Raw genomic sequence first — 11835 nt, 5'->3', positions numbered from 1 at the left:
TCATGACCGCGATGGTTGCCTATGTCCCGAGACACACTCTGTTGAAGTTTCCTATGTCTTGCGACATGGGTTTCCTATGTCCTGAACCAGCACACTACAGGGGGCACTTGATCTTGAGCAGCGGTTCCGGCCGCTGACCAGGGCGAACATCGTACGAACGGGCGGGCCTCCAGTCACGGAGTCCCGCCCGTTCTCGTCGAAACTCACCAGTTGTGGACCAGCTGTGGACCAAGATCGAGCTTCCATCCAAGCCTGAACGCCGAGGCGACGCCATGTCACCCAGTGCTTCTTCAGACGGCCAAACAGTTAATGATCATCTTTGCTGGCGCAACTGATGGACAACCGGATGCGACTCTTCTCCACATGCTTCAAGGCGGTCCGCAGCACCTTGGGGCGACTGCTGGCCACACTGCGGCTCTTCGGCCGGTCGCGGCCAGCACCGCCTACGCGCAACGACTCGTGACGGCCTGCACACTCTCTGGCATGACACGCGGATGACTCGGGGAATGCGCACAGACACCGCATTACGGAACGCCAGCGCCCTCATGGAGCCCCGCTCCACCGGGACGGGACCTGCGACTTCCTGGGGATCAGCGCTCTGATCTTCCGCTTCAACCCGCGGGCCGGTTTGTCCGCAATGAACGCTTCGGTCCTGGGCGGTTCATCGGCGCACACCACACCTGCGCAATGTAACGTGCTCGAACGGTAGAACGATACAAAGATAAAGTTCACCGATGTCTAAGGCTCAATAGTTGTGGCAATCGATTGGATAATCAAATTCGAGCGTCGACATGACCATATGTCGACGATGAGACAGCGAAGCATATCGGGGATTCTGGTATGGGCTAACATCATTATGCTCGCACTGGTTGTCATCTCCGTTGGCCTCTGGCGGTGGCGGTTCAACCCGAGCTCGGAAAGCATCACATTATTTCTGTGCCTGTGGATTACATCGATCCTGCTGCTGTTGGCTGCGTCGGGCCTCTGGGGTGCACTGAAGAACTATGCGGAAGGCCTGAATACCCACCCGGAAGCCATGTCTCGCACAGAACCCCCAATGCTTTCACGAATTCGTAAATACTTGTATTATCCTGGAGCGCTGCTGAATTTTTTCGCCATCGCCGTGTTGGTGGAGAGTTCGGGAGGCTTACTTTACTCACCCTTCAGTTCGGTCCTCCTCTCCATGGTGCTCGCCGCTCAGCAGTTGGGCAGGTTCCGCACGAATTCAATTCTGTTCACCTTGTTCGGTGCTTTGATGGTGGCCATGGTGCTTGTCTGGGAAACGATGTTCGGGGTGTCCACTGTCCCTCCTCCGCCTCCGGGTCTCCTTTTCTTCATCCTGAGCATTTCCTTCGGGATGGCCGCCGTCTTCAATCATGTCGGGAAGCCTCCAAACCCGCGTATGGTTACAAGTCACATCCGGCCGACACGTGTCGAGATATACATTGATGGCGCAGGTATCTGGAGATATACGGTTTATGGAAAACGGTCCCGCCTCGATCCGATCATAGAGATAAGCGAACGAGATGGTGAAGTTACTCTGGAGGAAGCCAAGCGGTTCGTGGCTGATCGCGCTAAGACTGCCACTGTGGCAGCGGGAGGGTCGTTAGGAGGGGTACAGTGGCGAGATTTCCCAGATGGAGCCTTTGGATATATAGAACCATAAGCGAGCGGCTTGGGCTCTAGGTGTGCATCCGGCTCAGGCTTGTCCTGATCTATTGGCGCTTGGCTGGCCTGTTAGGAATCGTCTATCAGATGATCCGTCTAGTCAGGCCGATCACTGTCGTAGGCGTTGCCTTGGAAGTGATCTTGGGTGGCCATCTCTCAGGGGTGCATATCCCGGTGAGCTCGCTGACCATGCCTGCGTTAGGAACAGGCGCGCTGCTAGGTTTCGCCAACACATTCAACGACATCATGGATGTCGATGCCGACCGAAGGGGTAACCGAAACCGCCCAATATCCCGTGAGGGGGTTACCAGAATCCAGGCTACTTTCGTAGCCTTCCTTCTTGTGGCGGGTGGTGTAGTTCTCCTCAGCCTGTCTGTGAGCATGCTTTCACTGGCTGTCGCACTACTATTGTCGGTCATCTCGATCCTGTACAGCATCGTGTTCAAAGGTGTGATGCTTCTCGGCAACTTGATCTGTGCCAGCTTGTGTGCCGCTCCAATTCTTTTTGGATCCCTTGTCGCGGGCTATGTCAGCCCAAGGGCGGTGATCTCTTTCTCGCTGATTACCATGTTTTTGCTCTCTTACGAGATCCTGAAATCTATGAGGGATCGCGATGCGGACGAATGGACGGGGTCGCAAACCTTGGCAGTTGTTTGTCCCATCTCAACGGTGAAGTACCTGTATGTGACCGGTATAACTGTATCTGTCATAATAGCACTCGTCATTTTCGGATTCGCCAGCGATCCTTTTTTGTATCTTGGGCTGATACTAGCCGGGGTCGCTGCTCCAAGCCTGCTTTCTGTGTCGATCGTCTATCGGCGCCACAGGCCCACACTGCTGGAAATATCCCAGGCCGTTCTGCTGATGAAAATGCCATGGCTTCCTGCAATTTATGCGTTCAGCTTGCTGGTGCATCCATATTATTGGTGACAAGGGCAAGCGAGCTGCTTCAGTGAACGCTTTTCATCCTCATGCTGCCTGCGCAACTCGGTGGTTCTGAAGGACGGCGATGGCCTTGCAGAGGTGGCCGGCCTTGCTGGGGCTGCAGCGTAGCTTGCGGAGGATTCTCCAGCTTTTCAGCTGGGCGTTTGCGCGTTCGCCGGGGCCGCGAAGGCGGGCGTGGGCGCGGTTGGCCTGCTTCTGGGACTCGGGCTTCTTCTTGCCCTTGTACGGGGTGCGGACCGGGCCCTCGTCTCCCTGATATGCCTTGTCGGCCAGGGTGATGATCCCGGCCTGCTCCAGTGCTCGCAGGATTCCCCAGATGCGGGCGGCCCTCAGGTCATGGGCTTTGCCCGGCAGCGCACCGGAGGTCCACAGAATCGTCCCCTCCGGTGAGGCAGGGCCGAAGCGTTCTCGGCTGGTGGAACACGTGCGGGCTCGCTGAGGCCGGCTGGTTGACGGCACCCCGGGGCGCAGATGGCAAACGCGACCCCTGAAGATCGTTGGGTGTCTACGCCAGTCGATCAAGAACAGGGGCCGCGTTCGCGTGCCATCATCCCCGATCAACGTGCTCACCCGCCACCTCGAGCACGTCACCGCCGCCGACCCACCCACCGACCTACTCGATCTGCCCGCTCTGGCCGAGGTACTGGATGCGGTGCCCGACCCGCGCGACCGCCGCGGACGCCGCTACCGGCTCGGCCCGCTGCTGGCGTTATCCCTGCTCGCCGTCCTCGGCGGAGCAACCTCCCTGGCAAAGATCACCCGGGTCATCGCCGGATACGACCCCGGCCTGCGCGCCCGGGCCGGCCTGCCCGGCACGCCCCGGCTGGCCGCCAGCACCCTGGGACGCCTGCTCGCCCGCCTGGACGGCGACGCCTTCGACACCGCGACCTGCGGCTACCTGGCTTCACTCGCCGCCTGCGCCCCGCCCTCACACCAGAGCTCACTCACCGGCTTGGCCGTGGACGGCAAGAGCCTGCGCGGCAGTCGCACCCCCGATGACACCGCGATGCACCTGCTGGCCGCCACCCGCCACGACACCCAGACCGTCGTGGCCCAGCGGCAGATCGAGGCCAAGAGCAACGAGATCCCCGCATTCACACCCCTGCTGTCCGGACTGGACCTCACCCACATGGTGATCACCGCCGATGCCCTGCACACCCAGCAGGACCATGCTCGCCACATCATCGCCGCCGGCGGCCACTACCTGTTCATCGTCAAGGGCAACCAGCCCACCCTGCAGCGCCGGCTCAAGGCCCTGCCCTGGCGCGAGGCGGTCCTCAACGACCGCACCAATGAGACCGGACACGGCCGCCGCGAGATCCGCCGCATGAAGATCTGCACCGTCCGTCCCGGGCTGCCCTTCCCGCACGCCGCCCAGGCCATCCAGATCAAACGCCGCCGCACCGACCACCGCACCGGCAAGACCACCATCGTGACGATCTACGCCGTCACCAGCCTCCCACCGGGACGCATCACCCACGCCCGGCTCGCCACCCTGATCCGCGGACACTGGAGCATCGAGGCCCTGCACCACATCCGCGACGTCACCTACCGCGAAGACGCCTCCCGCATCCGCACCGGCACCGCGCCACGGATCATGGCCGGCCTCCGCAACCTGGCCATCGGCTTGGCCCGCCTGATCGGCTGGACCAACATCGCCGCCGCCACCGACCACTACCGCAGCCATCCCGCGGACGGACTGCAGCTACTCGGTCTTACAACATGAGAACGCTTCGGCCCTGCATCGCCAGCGCAGCCGTCGGGAGGTCTTGCGTGCGGCCGCGAGCACCAGTTTCGCGCTCGCGTCGGTCGCCTCAAGGCACACCGTGGGCAGGACTGAGGTGTAGGTGTCGGCCGTGAGCATGATGCTGGAGTGGCCCAGCATGCCCTGGACCACCTGCAGGTCGGTGTGCGCTGCCAAGGCCAGACTGGCCGCGCCATGCCGCAGATCGTGCAACCGGATCGGCGGCAGGCCGCTGGCCACGACGAGATCGTGGAACCGGGCCGTCAGGTAGTCAGGCCGGAGCGGAGCGCCTCTGGCGGACAGGAACGCGTACTTGGGCAGCGGCCCGGCCTGCAGTTGCTCGCGGCGTAGCGCGCGAAGCAGGCGGACGCTCTCGGCGTCCTGGGCAATGGTCCTCCTGCTGGCGGCGCTCTTCGGCGGTCCGTCGATGATCCCACCGCTGGTCTGCACACGCTGCTGGGCCACGGTCAAACTCTGCGCGGTCGAGGTCGATGTCCACCCAGCGCAGCCCCGCGGCCTCCCCACGCCGCAGCCACCACAGTGCGAACAGCCGATCCTGGCGGACGAAGTCCAGGAAGGTGGCCAGGTGATCGGCTCGCCACACGGCCACGGCGGGACGTTCGCCGGCATTGCGCCACAGAGCGACCCGAGCCTCGGTCCACACCACGGCATACGGCCGGCGAGGCTCGGCATGGGTCAGCGAGATCGCCTTGGCCGGGTTGCCGGGGATCAGGCCGTCCCGGAGGGGCGGTGCTGAGAGCCGTTCGCAGGGTGGCGCGGATGCGTTCCAACGTGGAGGTGCGGATGGGATCGCCGTAGTGGTTCTTGCGCGCGGCGAGGATGGTTAACATCCGGCGCACGTGCCAGCCGCTCAGGTCGGTGAGCCGGACATGACCGAGGTGCGGCAGCAGGTACAGGCGGAGGTGATCCTCATACGCCTTGCGTGTGGTCGGGCGGAGTCGCTGATGGGTGGCCAGCCAGTGCCGCAGCCACTGTCCTACGGTGGCCTCCGCCCCGATCGGGCCGTCCTTCAGCGTCGCCAGCACCGCTGCCCCTTGGACCAGCGCCTCCTCTCGGGTGGTGTACCCGCCCCGGCGGGTCCGCTCCCGGCGCCCTGATAGGTCCGTCGCCTGCACCGCGAATTACCAGCGCCTGTGCTCGAGTGACGCCAGTAGCAGGCACCGCGTGCCGGACTGCCTGCCTGTCGTCTCGTCGACGCAGCCACATCGCTTGTACGCCACGCATCGAACTTGGGATGCCATCCGTCCGTTGTAGATCGTTGGGTGTCTACGCCAGTCGACCCGCGGCCCGTGGCGCCCGATCAGGGTGAGACCGCGGGCGGCAACGCCGTGGACCTGTTTGTCCTTCAGCAGTCGGTGGGCTTCATGTACTGCGCACGCAGGAACTCACCGCCGATGGCTCGGCGTACGCGGTTGCCGTAGTCAGCATCACATGCCGTGCTGAGTGCCCAGTTGCGACCAAAGAGATACAGGGAGTTCAACGCCTGGACGGCTTGGTCGGAGGACAAGCGATACCTGAACTCGGTGTCCCCTGGCCTGGCCACGATGAAGAGAACCGTGCCCTGACCGGTCCAGCACTTGACCACCTGATCCTTCGTCGTCGATATGTAGTAATAAGCGTTCCCACACTCGATGTCGAAGGTAGCCAGCGTCTCCACGAGCTGCTGCGGGCTGTCGAACTGCCCACCGTCCTCTTGACGGGTGAATGTGGGCGGCAGCTCCTTGCGAAGCTCCTCGATCTCTTGATCGGTCAGCAGTCTCGCCTGCGGGCGCTCAGGGATGGCTACTGCGAAGACGACCACTGCGGCCAGGCCGAGCACGACGAAGACGACGCTGAACGACAGCATTATCTGCTGGAAGCTGCTCAGCCGCGAGAACCACGATCCGCGTGGCTCCGGTGCGGAGGGCTGGGGGGTGTATCCATTCATTTCGATCAATCCTGTCGAGAACGTTCCATGATCGGATACCAAGAAGCCCTTCCCCGCAAGAGTGAGGGGCTGTTGACATTGAACTGTCAGGGCAATCTGCGCTGGATGTCCATGAGTCAGCCGGGCTGGCGGGAGAAATTGGATACCGACGGATGCGGGGGCTCGGCGTCTGTGGATCAAATGGTGATGGTGACGCATGCTTTGCTGCACTGCAGGTGCGTCCAGCGATCTTCGTCGTCTTCGCCGATCTTGCTGGCGTCCCAGTACAGTAGCCGCCGGAACGTGAACGCGACGATCCCCTCGTCAGGGCACTCACCGAGGCAGCGGGCCTGCCGGTCTGAGGTGCCCAGCAGATTCCAGACAGTCAGCTGCATAAGCTAGCGCGCGTTACAACCGACTTGATCACGTCTTGAGTTAGGAGCAAAGAAAACTCGCCCCACCACGCAGCCGAAGCCTTGCAGGCTGCCCTTGCCTGGATGTCCGCATGGGCCGGTGTTGACCATCGGGTCCATGCCGGGTGCCCGAACACCCTGTCGCGTGCCGGAACCGTGCCGAAGAGCAACCAGCGAGCAACCGATGGCGCGCCCCGGTCCATCCAGAGGCGGACGGAAGTCCCCTATAAACCGAGAAACCCCAGCTCAGCGAACTGAACTGGGGTTTCTATCGCGGTGCGCCGCCAGGGACTCGAACCCCGGACCCGCTGATTAAGAGTCAGATGTACGACAGAGCCATCTTCGAGCTCCTGCGCCGCCCTCTTCTTTTGATACTGCCACCGAGCCTCAGGTCCCGGACCTCAACTGGACGTCGTCTGTCACAACCACGGCCGCTTTCCCTTCCCGCAGTTCGTTACGGTGCCCGTTTGCTTGGTCCCCCGCAGGGGGCACGCAGAACAAGGGAAACATCATCGGTCGCCGATCCTCCCGCGGGAGGGTCGGCGATTTTGCTGGTCAGGGCTTTGATTGCGGGCATGTTGTCCTTCTTGACGGTGATGCGGATGAGCACCTCGTGGGTGTCCACGCAGTAGCGGAGTACGAGGTTGAAGGCGTCGAACAGTTTGCGCTGCAGGTCCTCGCCGACCGTGCTGAGCTTGGCGGCGAGTCGTGGCAGTTCGTTGAGCAGAACCGTGTCCCCCTACGGTGGAGTGCTGGCGGCGGGTGGAGTGCTGGACCACCCGGCTGATGCCCGCCGGGCGGAGCAGCCCGGCATCTGCCCGCGCACCGGCCGGACCGAAATCCGGCAATCCCCGTCGCGTCGCCTGCCCTCAACGCCCATCCGCGGTCTAACCTGCGGAAACAGCAGTACGGGTACGGGAGGAACATCATGGGGATCGTCATCGTCGACCGCGCCGGCTGGAACGCCCGCCCGCCGAGAGATCCGGACGAGGTGGAGTACGTCGCGCTGTCCGCGCGCACCGAGTTCATCGTTCACCACACCGAAACCCCCACCACGCGCTCGCCGAGATCCATCCAGGACGGGCACATGGATGAACGGGGATGGAACGACATCGGCTACAACTTCCTGGTTCGCGACGACGGCACCGTGTACGAGGGCCGCGGCTGGCTCGTACGCGGGGCTCATGCCACCGACCACAACGTCACCGGGCTCGGCTGCGCGTACATCGGCATGAACGCGCCGACCGAGGCGGCCAAGGAGTCGATCCGCTTCCTGTACGACGAGGCCTGCGCCAAGGCCGGCCATACGCTCAGCCAGCGCGGCCACAGCCAGGTCGGCGACACCGACTGTCCCGGCACGACGCTGCTGGCCTGGGTGGAATCCGGTATGCAGGTCGCCCACGACCAGGTGTGACGCCGGCGGGAGGCGTTCGAAGACGGCCTCGTGGCCGCTGTAGAGCAGGACAGAGCCGGGTGCCCGACGAGCGGCGGCGCCGTGATCGCGTCATCGAGGTAGTCCACCTCATGGATGTCCGCTCATTGGGCCGCCGCGCGTGCCTGCGCGAGCGTACCCGGGTAGAGGTTCATCAGCGTCCTGCCCCGCAGAGCCTCAACGGCGGGCCGACCGAGCGAGGTATCCGGCGACCTGGACGGCTGCGACGCCGTCGGCGTCGTTCCAGGGGAAGGTCACGCTCCGCCCCACCCGTACGAGACGACCCCCGGTGACGTCGTGCTCGTCCACGAGCCGGTCGAAGATCCGCTTCCTGGTGCGCCGTACGCGCATCGCGAGCCATGACGTCAGAACGGCTTCGGCGGTCTCGTTGCTGTTTGCGGCTGATCAGTTGCTCCTTTCGCGGACATCCTTCCCCTGCTCGGCGAACGCCTTGAAATCCTGCAGGTGCTGTTGCGACTGCTTGCGGAAGGAGCCGGACATGAGTAGCCCCACCAGCCGCATCAGCAGGCCGCTGAACCGGTATTCGCTCTCGCTTTCCCAGAGCGTCGTCTCCGGATCGGCTTCGATCAGCCGATCGCGTACGAGGCTCCACATGCCCGCGCCGACGATCTCACGGTAGAAGTGAACGACGCTCTCTTGCGGGATCCCGTGCAGGTCTGCCGGATCCCGGCGTGTGATCGTTTCGATGCACTCGATCTTCCGCTGCCCTGACCGCATCACGACCCGCGACTTGGCACCGAGCTGGCCGTAGCTCCCATGCACCGGCTCGTGCAGCACCAAGCCCCGCAGCCACTTCGGTAGGTGTGCCGGATCGGCGAGCAGCTGGGCCACCCGCTCGCGCGGCAGCGCGATCTCGATCGAATTGGTGTACTTCATCGCGGATTCCTTCTAGGTGTGGGACAACGTGTTGTCGTGCCGCTCGACCTGCTGCTCGACGGAGAGGTCTGACATCCGTCTCGCGATTGACCATTCATCGGCGGTGCGGGCCCCAGAAATGCTGGTCGGCTCCCGACGGGGATGTCAGGTCGGGTCGGGTGCGTAGAACTTGGTGGTGGCCTCGACCGCGGCCGCGACGTGCTCCGGTTCGCCACCGGCGGCCAGGTGAGCCTCGCCCCAGGCCGCGGCGCTGCGCCTGATGAACTCGCGCCCTTCGGGCGACTTCTCGACCGCCTCGTGGTCGGCGATCTCGCCACCGGCCAGCAGCTGGGCCAAGGCGAGGAGACGCAGGTCCCAGCCGACGCCGCCGGCGCCGGGGCCGTAGGTCGGGAAGAGGGGCTCCTCGACAACCGCGGCGTGGATCAGTTCGAATTCGGTGCCGCCGGTCGGGCATGGGGCCAGGCGCACTTCCACCTCGCTCGTACCGGGCCACGCGTCGGCGTCCGGCCCGTAGAGCCAGGACACCTTGAGCAGCCGCGGGGGCTCGCACCGGAGGATCTCGCCGTGCTCGCCACCGTCCAGCTCGAACCTCCCGCCTGGCCGCAGGTCCCCGGTGACCGGTTGGAGCCAGCGCTGCAGCCGATCGGGGCTGGTCAGGGCGTCCCAGACGTCGTCGATCTGCGCTTCGTATCGACGCCGCACCTCGATGGTGTACGCGTCGCCTGCGGGCAGGCTGCCCTTGCCCATCGCTCGGCGCGCGGTGGCCAATTCGTCCAATATGTCTTTCATGTCGTGTTCCCTTCATGATCGATCGGTCTTGTCCGCATCGGCACCCGGGTGGGCCGGTGCGTAGGCTCCCCCACCGGCCGGACTCCGAGTCGCAAGCCCGCCCGGGCCGGCTCGGCTTCCAGGGCGTCGAGGCGTGTTCCCAGAACCGGCGAAACCTGTCCAAACACGCGTCAACCTCGCTCAGCGGCGCGGGCTCGACGACGGAGAACCGGCGAACGCCCTCAGTCCGCGCCGACGCGAACCCGCTGTCACGCAACACGCGCAGATGCTGTGAGACACCCGGCTGGGAGAGCCCGGACTCGGCCCGGATCACGTCCGCCATCGGACCAGAGGTCCGCTCACCGTCGGCGAGCAGCTCCAGAACGCGCCGCCGCACCGACTCGCCAGGGATGTCGAGCGCGTGCACGAACATGGACAATATCAGCTTTCACTTATATAAGGCAGTGCTGGCATCCCTCGATATCCGGCCCCCATCCATGCCGGTGTGGAACGCCGGGCAGCCGGCACCCGCAGCCGCCGGGCAGATGCCGGCGCCGCGCAGGCGGGATGTTCCGTGAGCAGCCACGCCTCATGGTCGGCAGGCCGTGGCGGGCCTGGCCTTGCTCTGCCAGGGCTAGTTTGGTCGGCTCGAACGGACTTCTGCCGGAATCTGGTAGGACGAGGGCTGTGATTACCCCGTGGAGAAGTACGGGGCGCCCACACTGCAGCTTCCCCAGGAACGCCGGACGAACGCGAGGTTGTTCAGGGGGCCCAGGCGCTCCGGATCCAGCTTCGGGGACGGTGGTTTTTGAGGAGAAACGGCGTTGCTTGTTGCTTCCGGGCATTACGGTGCCGCTCTTGGCCGCCTCCACATGGGCATGACGGCGGTTCTCGGGAACGTCGTCATCGATCTCGCTGCCCCCAGGCTTGCCACGATGGCCCTGCGTAGTGACAGCCGGCTGTTGGTCCGGGGTCACAACGTCAACCAGTTGTTCGGCGAGGACCCGATCAGCGCCACGCCGCTGAAGCTGTTCCGGATCCCCGGGCTGCGGGAGATCGGCGCCGGGCTGGACAACGGTGTGGGGCCGCGGGACAACGGGAGGGTGTGGACGTGGGGGAACAACGAGCGCGGTCAGGCGGGCATGGGCTTCAGGCGGATGAGCGCCTGGCCTCCGCATCTCCGGCAACTCGGTCAGAGCACCACCCGGATCACGGTCGGCGTGAAGCGCCCGATCGGGGCGTCGCGCCACCGCCTCAGTTGCGTGACCGGGCGCGTAGCACCAGGTCGTGCAGTGCCGCCTCGGTGGTGGCTCGTTCGGGCAGGGTCGAGGAGTCCCGGGCGTCCTCCAGGGTCTGGGTCATGCGTTTCACGTCCGCCTCGATGTCCTCGCCCGACACGAGGTCATGCGGGAGGGCGCCGTGCTCGGCGGTCTGCTTGGCGGTGACGAGGTCGGGCAGGTACGCGGGGCCGTACGGGTACAAGCGCGTCAGGTCGGCTTCGAGTTCGCCTGTGCGCATGAGGTGCGTGCCCGTGGCCAGTACCCGGAAGGTGTAGAGCAGGGGCTTCAGCTCGCCCGTCTTCCCGAACAACCGCCACTGTGTACGGGCGAATCCGAGGTAGTGGTGGGCGTGATGGCGTGTCAGGCAGCCGGGCGCGAGCGCGGCCAGTTCCTCGTGTGTCGGTGTGGACGTCACCACCAGCGGCGACAGCAGTTGCTCCAGGACGTAGCCGTTGCGGCCGAGCAGCAGGCGGCAGAACTTGGCGATGTCGTGCGTGACGAGGTCCACTTCCGTGCCGTCGCGCGTCCACATGCGCGACAGCGTCTCGGGCCCGTGTCGCAGCCCGGCGACCTCTTCGACCGGCAGGACGTGCACCCCGCGCAGGTCCACGTCCGAGTCCACCGAGGGGAACCCGTACAGGTGCGCCCCGCTCACCGTCGCGAACATCACGGGGTACGGCTGCTCGGCGGGGATCTCCGCCAGCCACCCGGGCAGATGCACTATTTCTCCCTTTCCCGTGTCGATCAGGAGATTCTCCCGC

Annotated in this window: 12 protein-coding genes, 1 tRNA gene and 2 pseudogenes; 5 read left to right on the top strand and 10 right to left on the bottom strand. The window is 64.6% G+C overall.

What is annotated here, in order from left to right; translation table 11 throughout:
- Window positions 1-856 precede the first annotated feature (856 nt).
- A complete protein-coding gene (locus B0I32_RS56400) occupies window positions 857-1666 on the top strand; it encodes a hypothetical protein (RefSeq protein ID WP_146178111.1) in 810 nt (269 codons plus the stop codon).
- Between the two features lie 89 nt (window positions 1667-1755).
- The gene (locus B0I32_RS10215) at window positions 1756-2598 is read left to right on the top strand and encodes a UbiA family prenyltransferase (RefSeq protein WP_146178110.1); all 843 of its coding nucleotides are present in this window, start codon (window positions 1756-1758) and stop codon (window positions 2596-2598) included.
- A 39-nt stretch (window positions 2599-2637) separates the two neighbouring features.
- Here the strand turns inward: B0I32_RS10215 and B0I32_RS10210 are convergent.
- Window positions 2638-3006, bottom strand: a pseudogene (locus tag B0I32_RS10210) (transposase family protein); the annotation flags it as partial.
- A 148-nt stretch (window positions 3007-3154) separates the two neighbouring features.
- On the opposite strand from B0I32_RS10210, the gene B0I32_RS10205 reads away from it, so the two are divergent.
- Window positions 3155-4339 (top strand): ISAs1 family transposase, encoded by a 1185-nt coding sequence (locus B0I32_RS10205; protein WP_106237002.1) that lies wholly within the window; start codon window positions 3155-3157, stop codon window positions 4337-4339.
- On the opposite strand, the gene B0I32_RS10200 is transcribed toward B0I32_RS10205, so the two are convergent.
- The 5 genes from B0I32_RS10200 to B0I32_RS10180 all read right to left on the bottom strand — a co-directional run bounded on the left by B0I32_RS10200 (window position 4319) and on the right by B0I32_RS10180 (window position 7053).
- Window positions 4319-4822, bottom strand: coding sequence for a tyrosine-type recombinase/integrase (locus B0I32_RS10200; RefSeq protein ID WP_181307216.1), 504 nt, complete (start codon window positions 4820-4822; stop codon window positions 4319-4321). The two genes, B0I32_RS10205 and B0I32_RS10200, sit on opposite strands and share 21 nt — an antisense overlap.
- Window positions 4823-4824: 2 nt before the next feature.
- Window positions 4825-5403: a tyrosine-type recombinase/integrase gene (locus B0I32_RS61620; RefSeq protein ID WP_181307214.1), complete on the bottom strand. Its 579-nt coding sequence runs from the start codon at window positions 5401-5403 to the stop codon at window positions 4825-4827.
- A gap of 320 nt (window positions 5404-5723) precedes the next feature.
- A complete protein-coding gene (locus B0I32_RS10190) occupies window positions 5724-6305 on the bottom strand; it encodes a hypothetical protein (protein WP_106236997.1) in 582 nt (193 codons plus the stop codon).
- Window positions 6306-6481: 176 nt separating this feature from the next.
- Window positions 6482-6679, bottom strand: coding sequence for a hypothetical protein (locus tag B0I32_RS10185; RefSeq protein WP_106236996.1), 198 nt, complete (start codon window positions 6677-6679; stop codon window positions 6482-6484).
- 295 nt (window positions 6680-6974) lie between these two features.
- A tRNA-Lys gene (locus B0I32_RS10180) sits at window positions 6975-7053 on the bottom strand.
- 572 nt (window positions 7054-7625) lie between these two features.
- Between B0I32_RS10180 and B0I32_RS10175 the strand changes: the two genes are divergently transcribed.
- On the top strand, window positions 7626-8111 hold the full coding sequence (locus tag B0I32_RS10175; protein WP_106236994.1) for an N-acetylmuramoyl-L-alanine amidase: 486 nt from the start codon (window positions 7626-7628) through the stop codon (window positions 8109-8111).
- Window positions 8112-8306: 195 nt separating this feature from the next.
- Here B0I32_RS10175 and B0I32_RS57570 read toward each other — a convergent pair whose 3' ends face one another.
- The 3 genes from B0I32_RS57570 to B0I32_RS10165 form a co-directional block, all read right to left on the bottom strand.
- Window positions 8307-8480 carry a hypothetical protein gene (locus tag B0I32_RS57570; RefSeq protein WP_181307212.1) on the bottom strand — a complete coding sequence of 58 codons (174 nt, stop codon included), beginning with the start codon at window positions 8478-8480 and terminating at the stop codon, window positions 8307-8309.
- Window positions 8481-8534: 54 nt separating this feature from the next.
- A complete protein-coding gene (locus B0I32_RS10170; protein ID WP_106236992.1) occupies window positions 8535-9026 on the bottom strand; it encodes an SRPBCC family protein in 492 nt (163 codons plus the stop codon).
- 144 nt (window positions 9027-9170) lie between these two features.
- Window positions 9171-9815 (bottom strand): SRPBCC domain-containing protein, encoded by a 645-nt coding sequence (locus B0I32_RS10165; protein WP_245955719.1) that lies wholly within the window; start codon window positions 9813-9815, stop codon window positions 9171-9173.
- An 851-nt stretch (window positions 9816-10666) separates the two neighbouring features.
- Here B0I32_RS10165 and B0I32_RS61615 point away from each other — a divergent pair.
- A pseudogene (locus B0I32_RS61615) lies at window positions 10667-10918 on the top strand (hypothetical protein); the annotation flags it as partial.
- A 130-nt stretch (window positions 10919-11048) separates the two neighbouring features.
- Here the strand turns inward: B0I32_RS61615 and B0I32_RS10155 are convergent.
- The gene (locus B0I32_RS10155) at window positions 11049-11795 is read right to left on the bottom strand and encodes a nucleotidyltransferase domain-containing protein (RefSeq protein WP_245955718.1); all 747 of its coding nucleotides are present in this window, start codon (window positions 11793-11795) and stop codon (window positions 11049-11051) included.
- Window positions 11796-11835 lie beyond the last annotated feature (40 nt).

Origin of the sequence: Nonomuraea fuscirosea, from assembly GCF_003001935.1 — a bacterium.
Classification (GTDB): domain Bacteria; phylum Actinomycetota; class Actinomycetes; order Streptosporangiales; family Streptosporangiaceae; genus Nonomuraea; species Nonomuraea fuscirosea.
This window is presented reverse-complemented; position numbering and strand designations above follow the sequence as displayed.